This window comes from Pseudomonas sp. NFACC08-1, from assembly GCF_900106735.1.
GTDB classification, from domain to species: Bacteria; Pseudomonadota; Gammaproteobacteria; order Pseudomonadales; family Pseudomonadaceae; genus Aquipseudomonas; species Aquipseudomonas fluorescens_Q.
This window is the reverse complement of the sequence record NZ_FNNL01000004.1, coordinates 446,890-464,733: the sequence shown is the minus strand read 5'-3', so window position 1 is coordinate 464,733 and position 17,844 is coordinate 446,890. Positions and strand designations below refer to the sequence as shown.

The window sequence follows — 17,844 nt, the reverse complement described above, 5'->3', positions numbered from 1 at the left end:
CTGTCCGACATCTACCAGCAACAATATTTCAACCTGACCCACAGCCAGCCCATCGGCGACTGGACCCTGGGCGCCAACCTCGGCTACTTCACCGGCAAGGAAAACGGCAGTGCGTTGGCCGGCGACCTGGACAACAAAACCGCGTTCGCCATGCTCTCGGCCAAGTACGGCGGCAACACCTTTTATGTCGGCCTGCAGAAAGTCGGCGGCGATGATGCCTGGATGCGCGTCAACGGCACCAGCGGCGGCACCCTGGCCAACGACAGCTACAACTCCAGCTACGACAACGCCAAGGAAAAATCCTGGCAACTGCGCCACGACTTCAACTTCGCCGCCGTCGGCGTGCCGGGCCTGACCCTGATGAACCGCTACATCAGCGGCGACAATGTGCACACCGCCACCGTTGACGACGGCAAGGAATGGGGCCGTGAAACCGAACTGGCCTACACCGTACAGAGCGGTGCGCTGAAGAGCCTCAACGTGAAATGGCGTAACGCATCGATTCGTCGGGACTACAGCACCAACGAATTTGACGAGAACCGCATTTTCATCAGCTACCCGCTGTCGCTGTTGTAAGCAGCAAGCGCGCGCCGTGGGGCGAAGCGCTTTGTTGAGGCTAACCGAATCACCTGTGGCGAGGGAGCTTGCTCCCGCTCGGCTGCGCAGCAGACGCCGTGTTTCGCAATCTTATGGGCCTGCTTCGCAGTCCAGCGGGAGCAAGCTCCCTCGCCACAGGGGCGGTGGAATCCTCGTAGCGCGGCAAGGACGTCGGTTTAGAGCGGTTCGTCGATCAAACGTTGACAAGGTAACGGAAGGATAAGGATATTCCTCTAGGTCGTACGACAACTTATAACAACTGTACCTCTCATAGTTTGCTCAGGTAATGCCATGACCACGACACAGATTCGTCATCCCTTCAATCGCCTCCTATTGACCGGCGCCGCTGGCGGCCTTGGCAAAGTCTTGCGCGAACGCCTCAAGCCTTTCGCCCGTCACATTCGCCTGTCGGACATCGCCAACATGGCCCCGGCCATCGACGAAAGCGAAGAAGTGATGCCGTGCGACCTGTCGGACAAGCAGGCCGTGCACCAACTGGTCGAAGGCGTCGATGCCATCCTGCATTTCGGTGGTGTTTCGGTGGAGCGTCCGTTCGAAGAAATCCTCGGCGCCAACATCAGCGGCGTCTTTCACATTTATGAAGCCGCCCGCAAACACGGCGTCAAGCGAGTGATCTTCGCCAGCTCCAACCACGTCATCGGTTTCTACAAACAGGACGAGACCATCGACGCTCTCTCCCCTCGCCGCCCGGATGGCTACTACGGCCTGTCCAAGTCCTACGGTGAAGACGTCGCCAGTTTCTACTTCGATCGCTACGGCATCGAGACCGTCAGCATCCGCATCGGCTCGTCGTTCCCCGAACCGCAGAACCGCCGGATGATGAGCACCTGGCTGAGTTTCGACGACCTCACCCAACTGATCGAATGTTCGCTCTATACGCCGAAGGTTGGCCACACCGTGGTCTACGGCATGTCCGCCAATCGCGACGTCTGGTGGGACAACAGCCACGCCGCGCACCTGGGCTACCAGCCCAAGGACACGTCCGAGATTTTCCGCGACAAGGTCGAAGCGCAGCCGATGCCGGCCGCCGATGACCCGGCCATGGTTTATCAGGGTGGCGCCTTTGTGGCAGCAGGCCCATTCGACGACTGATTCGCTGTTTTTCATGGGATACGCACGCACAAAGGAATCACCATGCAAGCCGAATTGATTGTCGATGCACGCAACGCCGTCGGGGAAAGCCCGGTATGGGTTCCCGACGAAAACGCCCTGTATTGGGTGAACATTCCCAACGGTGGCCTGCAATGCTGGAACGCTAGCAGCGGAAAGCTCCAGGGCTGGGAAGCGCCCGAAATGCTCGCCTGCATTGCCCGTCACCAGGACGGTGGCTGGGTCGCCGGCATGGAAAGCGGTTTCTTTCGCCTGCACCCCAATGATGACGGCAGCCTGGACAGCGAACTGTGCGCAAGCGTCGAACACAGCCGCACCGACATGCGCCTCAACGATGGCCGCTGCGACCGCCAGGGCCGTTTCTGGGCCGGCAGCATGGTGCTGAACATGGGCGCCAACGCTGACGTAGGCCGGATGTATCGTTACGAGGCAGGCCAGCGCAGCCCGGTCGAGGCGCAACTGAGCGGCTTCATTGTGCCCAATGGCCTGGGCTTCAGCCCGGACGGACGCACGATGTACCTCTCCGATTCACACCCGCTGGTGCAGCAGATCTGGGCCTTCGACTACGACATCGACAGCGGCACACCGTCCAACCGGCGGCTGTTCGTCGACATGATGCCGTTGGCCGGTCGCCCGGATGGCGCCGCGGTGGATGCCGACGGTTGCTATTGGATCTGCGCCAACGATGCCGGGCTGATTCACCGTTTCACCCCGGACGGACGTCTGGACCGCTCACTGCAAGTGCCGGTGAAGAAACCGACCATGTGCGCCTTTGGCGGCAGTCGCCTGGACACCCTCTTCGTCACCTCGATCCGTCCCGGTGACGACAACGACCCGCAGTCCCTGGCCGGTGGCGTGTTCGCCCTCAACCCCGGTGTCAAGGGCCTGGCTGAACCTGCTTTCGGAGGACGGGAGCACTCCGCGAACTGATCTGCTTCACCGCTTCACTGGATGAGCCATAAAAAAACAACAAGACTGGAGATTGACCATGAATTTCAAACGTACACTTCTGATCGCAGCCCTTCCCTTGGCCTTTCTGGCCCAGGCGGCGCACGCCCTCGATATCAAGATCGCCGACATCCACCCCAAGGGCTACCCGACCGTGGTCGCCGAGGAATCCATGGGTAAGACCCTGGAAAAAGAGAGCAACGGCGAACTGAAGTTCAAGTATTTCCCGGGCGGCGTACTGGGCTCCGAAAAAGAAGTGATCGAGCAGATGCAAGCCGGCGCGATCCAGATGTCCCGGGTCAGCCTGGGTATCGTCGGCCCCGTCGTGCCGGACGTGAACGTCTTCAACATGCCATTCATCTTCCGCGACCAGGCCCACATGCGCGCCGTCATCGACGGTGAAGTCGGCGATGCGATCCTCGACCGGATCACCAATTCCGAATTCGGCCTGGTGGCTCTGGCCTGGATGGACGGCGGCACCCGCAACCTCTACACCAAGAAGCCGGTGCGCAAGCTCGAAGACATGAAGGGCATGAAGATTCGCGTACAGGGCAACCCGATGTTCATCGAGACCATCAACGCCATGGGCGGCAATGGTATCGCCATGGACACCGGCGAGATCTTCAGCGCGCTGCAGACCGGCGTGATTGACGGCGCGGAAAACAACCCGCCGACCATGCTCGAACACAACCACTACCAGAACGCCAAGTACTACAGCCTGACCGGCCACCTGATCCTGCCTGAGCCGATCGTGATGTCGAAAATCACTTGGAACAAGCTCACCCCAGAGCAGCAAGACATGGTGAAAAAAGCCGCCAAGGCCGCCCAGGCTGAAGAGCGCGTGCTGTGGGACAAGAAGTCCGCCGCCAGTGAAGAAAAACTCAAGGCCGCTGGCGTCGAGTTCATCACCGTCGACAAGAAACCTTTCTACGACGCCACAGCGCCGATCCGGGCCAAATACGGCGCGCCGTATGCCGACCTGATCAAGCGTATCGAAGCCGTCCAGTAAAGCCTCTCAATCTGTACTCATGAAAAGGCTGGGCGCGCCTGCGGTTGAAGGTGCGCCCGGTTACGGTGGAACCCGATGAAGAATTTGCTGCTGCGTATCAACGACACGATTTACATGACTTGCATCTGGGTGGCCGGCCTTTCTGTCCTTGCCGTTGCGCTGATGATTCCGTGGGGGGTGTTTGCCCGCTACGTACTCGGTACCGGCTCAAGCTGGCCGGAACCCACCGCCATCTTGCTGATGATCGTATTTACCTTCATCGGTGCCGCCGCCAGCTACCGCTCCGGCTCGCACATGGCCGTGGACATGGTCACCAGCCGCCTGCCCCCGCATTGGCAAACCCTGGCTTCGGTTTTCACCCAGCTCTTGATGGCGGCGGTGTGCATTTTCATGACCATCTGGGGCACCAAGCTGTGCATGACCACCTGGAATCAATTCATGAGCGCCATCCCCACCCTGCGCGTCGGCATCACCTACATGCCGATACCGATCGGTGGCTTCCTGACGTTGATTTTTGTCCTGGAAAAACTCTTGCTGGGCGATCAAAGCCAGCGTCGGGTCGTGCAGTTCGACCTGGTTGAAGAAAACGAAGGTGCCGCTTAATGGACGCGCTGATTCTGCTGGGCAGTTTTTTGTTGTTGATCCTGATCGGCATGCCGGTCGCCTACGCGTTGGGCGCTGCCGCCCTGATCGGGGCGTGGTGGATCGATATTCCGTTCCAGGCCATGATGATCCAGGTAACGGGCGGGGTGAATAAGTTCTCGTTGTTGGCCATTCCGTTCTTCGTTCTGGCCGGTGCGATCATGGCCGAAGGCGGCATGTCCCGCCGACTGGTGGCATTCGCCAGCGTGTTGGTAGGCTTCGTGCGCGGTGGCCTGTCATTGGTCAACCTCGTGGCCTCGAGTTTTTTTGGCGCAATCTCCGGTTCCTCGGTAGCCGATACCGCCTCGGTCGGTTCGGTGTTGATCCCGGAAATGACACGCCGGGGCTATCCGCGTGATTACGCCACCGCCGTCACCGTCAGTGGTTCGGTACAAGCGCTGCTGACACCGCCCAGCCACAACGCGGTGCTGTATTCGCTCGCCGCGGGCGGCACCGTCTCCATCGGTTCGCTGTTCATGGCCGGCATCGTCCCCGGCATCATGATGAACCTCTGCCTGATGGCGCTGTGCCTGGTCTTCGCGAAAAAGCGCAACTACCCCAAAGGTGAAGTGATTCCGCTCAAGCAAGCGCTGAAGATCTGCAGGGAAGCCATGTGGGGCATGATGACCCTGTTCATCATCCTTGGCGGCATTCTCTCGGGTGTTTTCACCGCCACCGAATCAGCCGCCATCGCCGTGGTGTGGGCGTTCTTCGTGACCATGTGCATCTATCGCGACTACAAGTGGAGCGAGTTGCCGAAGCTGATGCACCGCACGGTGCGCACCATCTCCATCGTGATGATCCTGATCGGCTTCGCCGCCAGCTTCGGCTACATCATGACGCTGATGGAGATCCCTGCGAAGATCACCACCGCGTTCCTGACGCTGTCGGACAACCGCTACGTGATCCTGATGTGCATCAACGTGATGTTGCTGCTGCTGGGCACCGTGATGGACATGGCGCCATTGATCCTGATCCTGACGCCGATCCTGATGCCGGTGATCGTGGGCATCGGCGTGGACCCGGTGCAGTTCGGCATGATCATGCTGGTGAACCTGGGCATCGGCCTGATCACCCCGCCGGTGGGCGCGGTGTTGTTTGTCGGTTCCGCCATCGGCAAGGTCAGCATCGAAAGCACCGTCAAGGCGCTGCTGCCGTTCTACGCCATGCTGTTCCTGGTGCTGATGCTCGTGACTTATGTGCCCGCCATTTCCCTGTGGTTGCCGCATCTGGTGTTGTAATCCCATCAACCAGCAAGCCCCCTTGTGGCGAGGGAGCTTGCTCCCGCTGGGTGGCGAAGCCGCCCCAAAAATTTGTGCTGAAACAAAGAACTTGGGCCTGCTTCGCAGTCCAGCGGAAGCAAGCTCCCTCGCCACAACAGCGTCCACACAAAATCTGCATTCCCCTCACTGCTTTTCAATCCAGCAGACAACCACCATGACGCCACCCCTTCTCCACCTCGAAGACGAACTGACTCGTCTCACCCTGGCCCCGCATCTGGGCGCCAGCCTGGTCGACTGGACGTTGCGCAGTAACGGCGCCCCGCTACTGCGCCCGCCAGCGCCCCACGCGTTGGAAAACGGCCTGCCTGGCAAGCTCGGCGGCTTCCCGTTGATTCCCTGGTCGAACCGGATCGCCCACGGCGGCTTCGACTGTCCCGGCGGCTGGCTGGCCCTGGACGCCAACAGCCCCAACGATCCGTTTCCGATCCATGGCAGTGCGTGGCAACAACCGTGGCAGGTGATCGAGCACAGTGCCCAGGAAGCGTTGCTGCAACTCGACAGCCAACAGCCGTTCGCCTACCGCGCCAGCCTGCGGGTCGGTCTGAGCGGCGGCCAGTTGCAGCTCGCAATGCACGTCACCCACATGGCCGAACAGGCCGCGTGGCACGGGCTGGGCTTGCATCCATACTTTCCACGCACCCCCGCCACGCGCCTGCAAACCCGCGCCAGCGAGGTCTGGATGTGCGATGCCACGAAACTGCCCACGGAACTGACCCACATTCCTGAACACTGGGATTTCCAGGCGCTCCGTTTACTGCCGGACACGCTTGTCGACAACGGTTTCGGCGGTTGGGACGGGCAATGCCTGATCCAGCAGCCGGACCTAGGCTATGAACTGGAGTGCCGGGCCAGCGGCTGCGATTACTTCCTGCTCTACTGCCCCGTGGGCCTGGACTTCTTTTGCATCGAACCGGTCAGCCACCCGGTCAACGCCCATCACCTGCCGGGGCGACCGGGGTTGCGCTTGCTGGAGCAAGGGCAATCGGTGGCGCTGGGATTCTTGATGCAGTGCCGGTTGATATAAAAACCAGGGCGACTCAGCCCTTCAACCGAAATACGAAAGGTATCGCGCTCAGGTCGTCGAAATATCGACCGGCTACGACAACATCATCATTGGAATCCAATGCCAATACGGGGTTGTCTACCTCATCCTTCAACCTGAATTGTGTCCAGCCTTCGTGATCACCGAAGCCAGTATCCAGGCGTCCACTGGGTAGATAGCGCCCAACCAACATCTCTTCAATCTCCGGGCCGGTTTTGCCACAGGTTACGATGCGCCCGTCCGACTGAATTGCACAATCGAACCAGATGGACCCCAGACCTATAGTGGTCACAACGAGTTCGCCATCGTTGAAGTCAGGGTCTTTGCCGCCATCCTTGTCGATACTTTCCAGCGTTGCATGAGCGACAAACCGTTGGTTGGGCGATGAGCCGGCACCGAGGAGTTTCAGGTTGCCATGTAACGCGACCGCATGGAAGTTTCCCGCGCCAACGTGGAAGCCAGGGCCCATATCCGTGATAAATCCTCTCTTGCCAAAATGGGTGTCGAGACGGCCATCCAGTCGCACACGCACCCAAACCTTGTAATTACGAGGGTTACGCTGGATGTACCCCACTAAATATATGTAGTCGTTTGTCACCAGCATGCTTTGCGCATTCAAATGATGCTCGGGATGCTCAATGACCGCGCCGCCTTTGTTTCCGAACGCCTGAACGAGATTGCCGTCCCGTCCAAGCACATGAGTAACGTAACTGCCTTGCGCGCCCCCACGGTCAGTGCGAGACCCGAGATGTATGTGCGTCCTCCGTAAAGGGACAGATAAGTTTTCCCCGTATAGAGATAGGTTGGCTCGTTGCCGTCGGCATTGAGGTCATTCCTCGAAATGACGACATCGCAGAAATCGAAGACCGGTATCGCGTGGCCATTGACGCCATACGAAAGATCCAGCGTGCCGTTGGGAAGGTAGCGCGCCAGCGCGAATCCAAAATTCGAGCCGCCCAGATCGACGACTCCCAGGATCAGTATTTTACCGTCCGGCAGGACGGCCACCTGCTCCGCCAGGCTATACGCACCCGGCATGAACGTATTTCTGACTGGCTCGCCGCCATTGAAGTCCTCACGGTTCGTCCCGTCATGATTGAGCGCCGAAATAATATATTCGCCATTTACCCATAGCGCCGTTCCACCCACGACGTAGATCCTGTCCTCTGAATCTATCGCAACATCGACGGCATCCGTCCCCGGAAGAAGCAGAATCTGGCCTCCGTTGAATTCCGGATCGAATTCGCCGGCCCGCTTTGGTGTGTCGGTCTTCGAGTCGCTAGCCATTTTCAGATCCTCCATGTGGGTTGTACTGCCCATCTCAATGGAGGACTTATTACCTGGATCCTGTTCACCGTCCACTGTCAGAGTTGACAGGTTTAAGCAGGCCCGGACGTACGGTCAGGACTGGGATGAACACAGGGCCCCGATGAACGACAAGGAATCAGGCATGAGGCGGATCGTGATCCTGGCTACGCCCGCACCCACATGAACACCGCCCCCCCCAGGCAAACCCCGGCGAACCCCACCTGCAGCACCCGGGCCGGGACCCTGGCCGCCAGGCGCCGCCCCAGCACCATCCCGGCGATGCTTGCCGCGATGAACACCGCGCCGACCCGGTCGATGCTCACCCCGGCATGAAACGCACCCACCACGCCAATCAGTGAAATCAGGCTGATGACCATCAAGGACGTCGCGACGATGCCGCGCATCTGCACGTCGGTCAGTTGCTTGAACGCCGGTACGATCAGGAAACCACCGCCCACGCCCAGCGAGCCCGATACCAGGCCCGTCACCGCCCCCAGTGCCGACAGCGTGGCGGTGCAGCGAGGCGGCCTGGATCATGCTCCAGCCCAACCCGAGCACCAGTGCCGGCACCGCCAGGATGCCACCACCGGCCCCCGTCAGCCCGAGGATCACCCCCATGATCACGCCAAAAAAACCTGCCGGAACCATAAAACTCTCTCAAGCCGCGCACACCTGTTGTCAGGTGCGATCGCATTTGCAGGACACCTCGGCCCTCACTAAGCTGCGGACCCTATGTTGTAAACCTCAAGCGTTGCAACCGCTTCTTCCCGTACAGGTTCGCTGTCATGCCCGCGCAGATCCAAAGCTTTCTCGACCCCGCCTCGAAGACCTATACCTACGTCGTCTATGAAGACGATGGAGGGCAGTGCGCGGTGGTGGACCCGGTGCTGGACTATGACCCGGCCTCGGGCCGCAGCGGCACCGCTCAGGCCGAGCGGGTGATCGCCTTCGTGCGCGAACACCGGTTGACGGTGCAATGGCTGCTGGAGACCCATGCCCACGCCGATCACTTATCCGCCGCGCCTTACTTGCGCAAGGCGCTGGGAGGGAAGATCGCCATCGGCCAAGCCATCGGCGAGGTCCAACAAGTCTTCAAGAAGCTGTTCAACCTTGAACCGCAGTTTGCCGTCGACGGCTCCCAGTTCGATCATCTGTTCGCCGCCGACGAAGGGTTTTTCATAGGCAACCTCAAGGCCACCGCATTGCATGTGCCCGGCCACACTCCGGCGGACATGGCCTACCTGATCGATGGCGACGTGATCCTGGTAGGCGATACGCTGTTCATGCCGGACGTGGGCACCGCCCGCTGCGACTTTCCCGGCGGCAACGCCCATCAACTCTACGCCTCGATTTGCAAACTGCTGGCCTTCCCCGCCAACGTGCGGCTCTACGTGTGCCACGACTATCCACCGGATGAGCGCGAGCCCCAGTGCGTGAGCACCGTGGGTGAACAACGCCAGCACAACATTCATGTGCGCGATGGGATCGATGAAGCCACGTTCGTGGCCATGCGTACCCAGCGCGACAAGACGCTGGGCATGCCGACGCTGCTGTTGCCGGCGATCCAGGTCAATGTGCGGGCCGGCCACCTGCCGCCGGCCGAGGACAATGGCGTGACCTATCTGAAAATTCCGATCAATCAGCTTTAGAAGCTTGGGGCTGCTGCGCAGCCCAGCGGGAGCAAGCTCCCTCGCCACAGGACGGTGCTTGATGGCTACCGGCTCGCCAGCCACCCATCCCCGTGGCGAGGGAGCTTGCTCCCGCTGGGCCGCGAAGCGGCCCTCAAAAACCATTTGATCTTCAGGTCCCCAAGGTCAACCCATTGGCCGGCAACGGTAGCGCAGTCTTGTAGCGCACTTGCTTGAGGGCAAAGCTGGAGCGGATGTTCGCCACGCCCGGGACCTTGGTCAGGAAGTCCATCATGAAGCGCTCCAGCGACTGGATGGTCGGCACCAGCACACGGATCAGGTAATCCGGATCGCCTGCCATCAGGTAGCACTCCATCACTTCCGGGCGGTCGGAGATCGCCTCTTCAAAATGCTGTAGCGCCTCTTCCACCTGCTTCTCCAAACTCACATGGATGAACACGTTGACGTGCAGCCCCAGCAGGTCGGCGTCGAGCAAAGTGACCTGCTCGCGGATCACGCCCAACTCCTCCATGGCCCGGACACGGTTGAAGCACGGGGTCGGCGACAGATTGACCGAACGGGCGAGATCGGCGTTGGTGATACGGGCGTTTTCCTGAAGGCTGTTCAGAATGCCGATGTCGGTGCGATCCAATTTACGCATGAGACAAATAATCCTGTTTTTTTATCGTTGTGCAGATTTTTTATCTGCAAATGATCTGAACAGCAAGCCAACAGAGAAAAATATTCTTCTGCGTCGAGCCTATGATTGTTGTAGGACAATTTCCCGTACCCGGGGAAATTCGTCAGCTAGCGCGCCCACTACAAGAAATTCACAAGATCGAGCGTAGAAAGCCATGAACCCAGCGTACGAACCGCTACGCCTGCACGTTCCCGAACCCTCGGGCCGTCCCGGCTGCAAGACCGACTTTTCCTACCTGCATCTGTCCGATGCCGGCACGGTGCGTAAACCTTCCATCGACGTCGAACCCGCCGACACCGCCGACCTGGCCCGCAGCCTGATTCGCGTGCTCGACGACCAAGGCAATGCCCACGGCCCATGGGCCGAAGACGTGCCACTCGACATCCTGCGCAAAGGCATGCGCGCCATGCTCAAGACGCGCATCTACGACAACCGCATGGTGGTCGCCCAACGCCAGAAAAAAATGTCGTTCTACATGCAGAGCCTCGGCGAGGAAGCCATCGGCAGCGGCCAGGCCCTGGCGCTGAACATCGATGACATGTGCTTCCCCACCTATCGCCAGCAAAGCATCCTGATGGCTCGCGAAGTGCCGTTGGTGGGCATGATCTGCCAACTGCTGTCCAACGAGCGCGATCCGCTCAAGGGCCGGCAGTTACCGATCATGTACTCGGTCAAGGACGCCGGTTTCTTCACCATCTCCGGCAACCTCGCCACGCAATTCATCCAAGGCGTGGGCTGGGGCATGGCCTCGGCGATCAAGGGCGATACCAAGATCGCTTCGGCCTGGATCGGTGACGGTGCCACCGCCGAATCGGACTTCCACACGGCCCTCACCTTTGCCCACGTCTATCGGGCGCCGGTGATCCTCAACGTGGTCAACAACCAGTGGGCGATCTCCACCTTCCAGGCCATTGCCGGCGGTGAAGCCACGACCTTCGCCGGACGCGGCGTCGGTTGCGGCATCGCTTCGCTGCGGGTCGATGGCAACGACTTCATGGCGGTCTACGCCGCCTCGCGCTGGGCCGCCGAACGTGCCCGCCGCAACCTCGGCCCGGCGCTGATCGAATGGGTCACCTACCGCGCCGGCCCGCACTCCACCTCGGACGATCCTTCGAAATACCGTCCCGCCGACGACTGGAGCCACTTCCCGCTGGGCGATCCGATTGCCCGTCTCAAGCAGCACATGGTGAAGATCGGCCAATGGTCCGAAGAGGAACATGCCGCCGTTACCGCTGAACTCGAAGCCGAGGTGATGGCCGCGCAGAAGGAAGCCGAGCAATACGGCACCCTCGCTGGCGGGCAGATTCCAAGCGCCGCGACCATGTTCGAAGACGTCTACAAAGAGATGCCGGAGCACTTGAAGCGCCAGCGTCAGCAGTTGGGGATCTGAGATGAACGATCACAACACCAATATTGCGCTGGATACCGCCATGACCACTACCACCATGACCATGATCCAGGCCCTGCGCTCGGCCATGGACGTGATGCTCGAACGCGACGACAACGTCGTGGTGTTCGGCCAGGACGTGGGTTACTTCGGCGGCGTGTTCCGCTGCACCGAAGGCCTGCAGAACAAGTACGGCACCTCGCGGGTGTTCGACGCACCGATTTCCGAAAGCGGCATCGTCGGCGTGGCGGTGGGCATGGGCGCCTACGGCCTGCGGCCCGTCGCCGAGATCCAGTTCGCCGACTACGTCTACCCGGCGTCGGACCAGATCATTTCCGAGGCGGCGCGCTTGCGCTATCGCTCGGCCGGCGAGTTCACCGCACCGATGACCCTGCGCATGCCCTGCGGCGGCGGCATCTATGGCGGCCAGACCCACAGCCAGAGCATCGAAGCGATGTTCACCCAGGTCTGCGGCCTGCGCACCGTCATGCCTTCGAACCCCTACGACGCCAAGGGCCTGTTGATTGCCTCCATCGAAAACGATGACCCGGTGATCTTCCTCGAACCCAAGCGCCTGTATAACGGCCCATTCGACGGCCACCACGACCGCCCGGTAACGCCGTGGTCGAAACACCCCTCGGCCCAAGTGCCAGACGGTTACTACACCGTGCCGCTGGACGTCGCCGCCATCACCCGTCCGGGCAAGGACGTGACGGTTCTCACCTACGGCACCACGGTCTATGTCTCCCAAGTGGCTGCCGAAGAGACCGGCATCGACGCCGAAGTCATCGATCTGCGCAGCCTCTGGCCGCTGGACCTGGAGACCATCGTCAAATCCGTGAAGAAGACCGGCCGCTGTGTGGTCGTCCACGAAGCCACCCGCACCTGCGGTTTCGGCGCCGAGCTGGTGGCGTTGGTGCAAGAACACTGCTTCCACCACCTGGAAGCGCCTATCGAGCGTGTCACCGGTTGGGACACCCCCTACCCGCACGCGCAGGAATGGGCGTATTTCCCAGGGCCGTCCCGTGTGGGCGCGGCGTTGAAACGGGTCATGGAGGTCTGAATGGGCACGCACGTTATCAAGATGCCGGACATCGGCGAAGGCATCGCGGAAGTTGAACTGTCGGTGTGGCACGTCAAGGTCGGCGACATGGTGGTCGAAGACCAGGTACTGGCCGATGTCATGACCGACAAGGCCATGGTCGACATCCCCTCACCGGTGCATGGCCGGGTCATCGCTCTGGGTGGCGAGCCCGGTGAAGTCATGGCAGTGGGCAGCGAACTGATCCGCATTGAAGTCGAAGGTGCGGGTAACCTGAAAGAATCGGCCCAACAGGCGCCAACGCCAGCGCCGGCTGCGCAGGCACCGAAGCCGGCACCCGTGGCGACACCTGAACCGGTACTGGAAAAAACCGCCGCGCCGCGCTGCGCCCCGCAAGCGCCTGTGGCCCGCGATCCCGACGAGCGTCCACTGGCGTCGCCGGCCGTGCGCAAACACGCGCTGGACCTGGGCATTCAATTGCGCCTGGTCCAGGGCAGCGGCCCGGCCGGGCGGGTCCTGCACGAAGACCTCGAGGCCTATCTGGCCCAAGGTCCGTCGGTCCAGGCCAAGGGCGGTTCGGGCTATGCCGAGCGCCACGATGAGCAACAGATCCCGGTGATCGGCATGCGCCGCAAGATCGCCCAGCGCATGCAGGAGGCGACTCAACGCGCCGCGCATTTCAGCTACGTCGAGGAAATCGACATCACGGCCCTGGAAGAGCTGCGGGTGCATCTGAATGAAAAACACGGCGCCAGTCGCGGCAAGCTGACCTTGCTGCCGTTCCTGGTTCGTGCGTTGGTCGTGGCCCTGCGCGATTTTCCGCAAATGAACGCCCGCTACGACGACGAAGCCCAGGTCATCCACCGCTCAGGCGCGGTGCACGTGGGCGTCGCAACCCAGAGCGACGTTGGCCTGATGGTGCCAGTGGTGCGCCACGCCGAAGCCCGCAGCCTGTGGGACAACGCGGCGGAAATTTCGCGCCTGGCAACGGCGGCCCGCACGGGCAAGGCCAGTCGCGATGAGCTGTCCGGTTCGACCATCACCCTGACCAGCCTTGGGGCATTGGGCGGCATCGTCAGCACGCCGGTGCTGAACCTGCCGGAAGTAGCCATTGTCGGGGTGAACAAAATCGTCGAACGGCCGGTGGTGATCAAGGGGCAGATCGTGATCCGCAAGATGATGAACCTCTCCAGTTCCTTCGATCACCGGGTGGTCGACGGCATGGACGCGGCGCAATTCATCCAGGCCCTGCGCGGCCTGCTCGAACAACCCGCAACGCTGTTTGTGGAGTAAGGCATGCAACAGACTTTGAACACCACGCTGCTGATCATCGGCGGCGGCCCCGGCGGCTATGTGGCGGCGATCCGCGCCGGTCAACTGGGCATCCCGACCCTCCTGGTGGAAGGCCAGGCGTTGGGTGGGACCTGCCTGAACATCGGCTGCATTCCGTCCAAGGCCTTGATTCACGTGGCCGAACAGTTCCACCAGACGCGGCACCACAGCCAGGGCTCGGCCCTGGGCATCACGGTGTCGGCGCCGAGCCTGGACATCGGCAAGAGTGTGGAATGGAAGGACGGCATCGTCGATCGCCTGACCACCGGCGTCGCGGCGCTGTTGAAGAAGCACAAGGTCCAGGTCATTCACGGCTGGGCCAAGGTGATCGATGGCAAGACGGTCGAGGTCGGTGACACCCGCATCCAGTGCGAACACCTGCTGCTGGCCACTGGTTCGAAAAGCGTCGACCTGCCGATGCTGCCAGTGGGCGGGCCAATCATTTCCTCCACCGAAGCCCTCGCCCCCACCTCGGTGCCCAAGCACCTGGTGGTGGTCGGCGGTGGCTACATCGGCCTGGAACTGGGCATCGCCTACCGCAAGCTCGGCGCCGAGGTCAGTGTGGTCGAGGCCCAGGAACGGATCCTGCCGGCCTACGACGGCGAACTGACCCAACCGGTGCACGAAGCACTCAAGCAATTGGGCATCAAGCTCTACCTCAAGCACAGCGTCGAAGGGTTCGATGCCCAGGCCAGCACTTTGCAAGTGCGTGACCCCGCTGGCGACACGCTGAACCTGGACACTGACCGGGTACTGGTGGCCGTGGGTCGCAAACCCAACACCCAGGGCTGGAATCTCGAAGCGTTGAACCTGGCGATGAACGGTGCGGCGGTGAAAATCGACCAGCGCTGCCAGACCAGCATGCGCAACGTCTGGGCCATCGGCGACCTGAGCGGTGAACCGATGCTCGCCCACCGAGCCATGGCCCAGGGTGAAATGGTCGCCGAGCTGATCGCCGGCCAGCACAGGGAATTCAACCCAACGGCCATCGCCGCGGTGTGCTTCACCGATCCGGAACTGGTGGTGGTCGGCAAGACGCCGGACGAAGCCAAGGCGGCCGGGCTCGATTGCATTGTGTCGAGCTTCCCGTTCGCCGCCAACGGTCGGGCCATGACCCTGGAATCGAAAAGCGGTTTCGTCCGGGTCGTGGCGCGACGTGACAATCACCTGGTCGTTGGCTGGCAAGCGGTCGGCGTCGGCGTGTCGGAGCTGTCCACCGCCTTCGGCCAATCCCTGGAGATGGGCGCGCGCCTGGAGGACATCGCCGGCACCATCCACGCCCATCCGACGCTGGGCGAGGCCGTGCAGGAAGCGGCGTTGCGGGCGTTGGGGCATGCGTTGCATCTGTAGGCATGCGTTTCACCTGTGGCGAGGGAGCTTGCTCCCGCTGGGCTGCGCAGCAGCCCCTATCCGAGCACTGGGATCGGTCAGTCACACCGCGTTGGCCGGGTGACGACTGCTTCGCAGCCGAGCGGGAGCAAGCTCCCTCGCCACGGGGGAGTCGGCAGAAAATCTGCCTGTCACCTATCGAGCGGGCTGCGAAACAGCCCCGGAATGAAGTATTGTTGTCCCCATCCAAAAAACGTCAGAAGCCTTGAACCGTTTCGACGGTTGTTAAGCAATAGAGGGTGTCATGGGTAACGAGAGCATCAATTGGGACAAACTGGGCTTTGACTACATCAAGACCGACAAGCGCTACCTGTCGCACTGGCGCGATGGTGCCTGGGACGCGGGCACCCTGACCGAAGACAACGTGCTGCACATCAGCGAGGGCTCCACCGCCCTGCACTACGGCCAGCAGTGCTTCGAAGGCCTGAAGGCCTATCGCTGCAAGGACGGCTCCATCAACCTGTTCCGCCCGGACCAGAACGCCGCCCGCATGCAGCGCAGTTGCGCCCGCCTGCTGATGCCGCACGTCGACACCGAGCAGTTCGTCGAGGCCTGCAAGCAAGTGGTCCGCGCCAACGAGCGCTTCATCCCGCCTTACGGCACCGGCGGCGCGCTGTACCTGCGCCCGTTCGTGATCGGCGTGGGTGACAACATCGGCGTGCGCACCGCACCCGAGTTCATCTTCTCGATTTTCTGCATCCCGGTCGGCGCCTACTTCAAGGGCGGCCTGACCCCGCACAACTTCCTGATCTCCAGCTTCGACCGCGCCGCCCCACAAGGCACCGGCGCGGCCAAGGTCGGTGGCAACTACGCCGCCAGCCTGATGCCCGGTTCCCAGGCCAAAAAGGCCAATTTCGCCGACTGCATCTACCTGGACCCAATGACCCACTCGAAAATCGAGGAAGTCGGCTCGGCCAACTTCTTCGGTATCACCCACGACAACAAATTCGTCACGCCCAACTCCCCTTCGGTCCTGCCGGGCATCACTCGCCTGTCGTTGATCGAACTGGCCAAATCGCGCCTGGGCCTGGAAGTGATCGAAGGCGACGTGTTCATCGACAAGCTGTCGGACTTCAAGGAAGCCGGCGCCTGCGGTACCGCTGCGGTGATCACCCCGATTGGCGGCATCAGCTACAAGGACAAGCTGCACGTGTTCCACAGCGAAACCGAAGTCGGCCCGATCACCCAGAAGCTCTACAAAGAGCTGACCGGCGTGCAGACCGGTGACGTGGAAGCGCCAGCGGGTTGGATCGTCAAGGTTTGATCCAAGCCCACCTGTAGCACTCGGGAGCTTTTGTGGCGAGGGAGCTTGCTCCCGCTCGGCTGCGCAGCAGTCGCAACCCGGTAAACGCGATCTGTCTGAATGGCCGGGTTGCCTGGTTTGGGGCTGCTGCGCAGCCCAGCGGGAGCAAGCTCCCTCGCCACATGGATCTGCCCCCACTACTCTCGACGCAAAACCGGCCATCGCCCCCAACGCTGGCGAAACCATCCATAACCGCTGACCAGCAAGATCCCGCCCAGCACCAGAACCGCGCCCACGATAAAGTTCGGCTCCAGCGGCTCATCCAGCAACCAGACGCCAAAACCGATGCCAAACAGCGGCGTCATGAACGACAGCACACCCAGTTGCGAAGCGAGGTAGTGGCGCAGCAGGGAGAACCAGATCAGGAAGCTGGCGAAGGATACCAGCAACACCTGGAACGCCATGCTGGCAATGAGTTGTGGCGTGGGGTTGATCGTCGTTTGCCCCAGGGCTACCGACATTCCGATCAGCAGCATCCCGGCGCCAACCAGTTGGTAAAGCAGCGTCTGGCTGGCCGGCAGATTCGTCAACCGCGAACAGCGTACCGTCACCGTGGTTGCGCCCCACAGCGCACCGGCCAGCAAGCCCATGCCGTCACCGAGCAACGAACTGCCGTTCGCCGCGCCCGAGCCCCCGCTGAAAGCCACCACGATCCCGCCGAAGGCAACGGCGATGCCCAGCCATTGCGCCGGCTTGAGGCGTTCGCTAGGCAGTTTCCAGTGCAAGCCGAGGGCGGCGAACATCGGTGCGGTGTAGAGGAAAATCACCATGTGCGAAGCCGTCGTATGCCGCAGACCTTCGCCCACCATCACGAACTCCAGGGCAAACAACAATCCCACCAGCATGCCCGGACGCCAACTGCCATCGGCCAGGGACAGGCGTTCACCGCGCACCAGCACCAACAACCAGACCAGTACCGCAGCGATGGCCGAGCGCACGCCCAACTGCAGCATCGGCGCCATGTCGGCGGCGCCGGCCTTGATCGCGACTTGCTGGAAACCCCAAATGGCACAGAGGCCGGTCATCAGGGCGCAGACCTGGCCATCCAGGGCGCGGCGGGTGGTCATGGGAACGGTCCTTGGACAGAAAGAGATGGAAAGGAT

Annotated in this window: 17 protein-coding genes and 1 pseudogene; 13 read left to right on the top strand and 5 right to left on the bottom strand. The window is 61.6% G+C overall.

The window, feature by feature from the left end; genetic code table 11:
• The 7 genes from BLU76_RS11935 to BLU76_RS11905 form a co-directional block, all read left to right on the top strand.
• A partial coding sequence (locus tag BLU76_RS11935) for an OprD family outer membrane porin (RefSeq protein WP_139211596.1) occupies positions 1–576 on the top strand: 576 nt, incomplete at its 5' end.
• A 312-nt stretch (positions 577–888) separates the two neighbouring features.
• Positions 889–1,710: an NAD-dependent epimerase/dehydratase family protein gene (locus BLU76_RS11930; protein WP_092144717.1), complete on the top strand. Its 822-nt coding sequence runs from the start codon at positions 889–891 to the stop codon at positions 1,708–1,710.
• A gap of 42 nt (positions 1,711–1,752) precedes the next feature.
• A complete protein-coding gene (locus BLU76_RS11925; protein ID WP_092144715.1) occupies positions 1,753–2,658 on the top strand; it encodes an SMP-30/gluconolactonase/LRE family protein in 906 nt (301 codons plus the stop codon).
• 58 nt (positions 2,659–2,716) lie between these two features.
• Positions 2,717–3,685: a TRAP transporter substrate-binding protein gene (locus BLU76_RS11920; RefSeq protein WP_092144714.1), complete on the top strand. Its 969-nt coding sequence runs from the start codon at positions 2,717–2,719 to the stop codon at positions 3,683–3,685.
• Positions 3,686–3,760: 75 nt separating this feature from the next.
• Complete coding sequence (locus BLU76_RS11915; protein WP_092144712.1) at positions 3,761–4,288, top strand: TRAP transporter small permease; 528 nt, start codon at positions 3,761–3,763, stop codon at positions 4,286–4,288.
• A complete protein-coding gene (locus tag BLU76_RS11910; RefSeq protein WP_092144710.1) occupies positions 4,288–5,568 on the top strand; it encodes a TRAP transporter large permease in 1,281 nt (426 codons plus the stop codon). The genes BLU76_RS11915 and BLU76_RS11910 overlap by 1 nt, the downstream gene beginning before the upstream one ends.
• 196 nt (positions 5,569–5,764) lie before the next feature.
• On the top strand, positions 5,765–6,634 hold the full coding sequence (locus BLU76_RS11905) for an aldose 1-epimerase (RefSeq protein WP_092144708.1): 870 nt from the start codon (positions 5,765–5,767) through the stop codon (positions 6,632–6,634).
• A gap of 13 nt (positions 6,635–6,647) precedes the next feature.
• Here BLU76_RS11905 and BLU76_RS11900 read toward each other — a convergent pair whose 3' ends face one another.
• The 3 genes and pseudogenes from BLU76_RS11900 to BLU76_RS11890 form a co-directional block, all read right to left on the bottom strand.
• Complete coding sequence (locus tag BLU76_RS11900; RefSeq protein WP_092222809.1) at positions 6,648–7,256, bottom strand: hypothetical protein; 609 nt, start codon at positions 7,254–7,256, stop codon at positions 6,648–6,650.
• An 11-nt stretch (positions 7,257–7,267) separates the two neighbouring features.
• A complete protein-coding gene (locus BLU76_RS11895; RefSeq protein WP_170867293.1) occupies positions 7,268–7,939 on the bottom strand; it encodes a delta-60 repeat domain-containing protein in 672 nt (223 codons plus the stop codon).
• Between the two features lie 185 nt (positions 7,940–8,124).
• A pseudogene (locus BLU76_RS11890) lies at positions 8,125–8,608 on the bottom strand (TSUP family transporter).
• A gap of 137 nt (positions 8,609–8,745) precedes the next feature.
• Here BLU76_RS11890 and BLU76_RS11885 point away from each other — a divergent pair.
• Positions 8,746–9,609 (top strand): MBL fold metallo-hydrolase, encoded by an 864-nt coding sequence (locus BLU76_RS11885; protein ID WP_092144704.1) that lies wholly within the window; start codon positions 8,746–8,748, stop codon positions 9,607–9,609.
• 151 nt (positions 9,610–9,760) lie between these two features.
• Here the strand turns inward: BLU76_RS11885 and bkdR are convergent, their stop codons facing one another.
• On the bottom strand, positions 9,761–10,249 hold the full coding sequence (gene bkdR / locus BLU76_RS11880) for a Bkd operon transcriptional regulator BkdR (RefSeq protein ID WP_003202929.1): 489 nt from the start codon (positions 10,247–10,249) through the stop codon (positions 9,761–9,763).
• Positions 10,250–10,442: 193 nt separating this feature from the next.
• Here bkdR and BLU76_RS11875 point away from each other — a divergent pair, with 193 nt between their 5' ends.
• The 5 genes from BLU76_RS11875 (at position 10,443) to BLU76_RS11855 (ending at position 16,702) form a co-directional block, all read left to right on the top strand.
• A complete protein-coding gene (locus BLU76_RS11875) occupies positions 10,443–11,678 on the top strand; it encodes a 3-methyl-2-oxobutanoate dehydrogenase (2-methylpropanoyl-transferring) subunit alpha (protein WP_072341991.1) in 1,236 nt (411 codons plus the stop codon).
• A gap of 1 nt (position 11,679) precedes the next feature.
• On the top strand, positions 11,680–12,738 hold the full coding sequence (locus BLU76_RS11870; protein WP_063320649.1) for an alpha-ketoacid dehydrogenase subunit beta: 1,059 nt from the start codon (positions 11,680–11,682) through the stop codon (positions 12,736–12,738).
• Positions 12,739–14,010 (top strand): dihydrolipoamide acetyltransferase family protein, encoded by a 1,272-nt coding sequence (locus BLU76_RS11865; protein ID WP_092144702.1) that lies wholly within the window; start codon positions 12,739–12,741, stop codon positions 14,008–14,010. It abuts the gene before it with no gap.
• Between the two features lie 3 nt (positions 14,011–14,013).
• Positions 14,014–15,399 carry a dihydrolipoyl dehydrogenase gene (gene lpdA, locus BLU76_RS11860; RefSeq protein ID WP_092144700.1) on the top strand — a complete coding sequence of 462 codons (1,386 nt, stop codon included), beginning with the start codon at positions 14,014–14,016 and terminating at the stop codon, positions 15,397–15,399.
• Positions 15,400–15,682: 283 nt separating this feature from the next.
• Positions 15,683–16,702, top strand: a complete 1,020-nt coding sequence (locus tag BLU76_RS11855; RefSeq protein ID WP_063320646.1) for a branched-chain amino acid aminotransferase — start codon at positions 15,683–15,685, stop codon at positions 16,700–16,702.
• Between the two features lie 176 nt (positions 16,703–16,878).
• Here BLU76_RS11855 and BLU76_RS11850 read toward each other — a convergent pair whose 3' ends face one another.
• Complete coding sequence (locus tag BLU76_RS11850; protein ID WP_092144698.1) at positions 16,879–17,808, bottom strand: DMT family transporter; 930 nt, start codon at positions 17,806–17,808, stop codon at positions 16,879–16,881.
• Positions 17,809–17,844 lie beyond the last annotated feature (36 nt).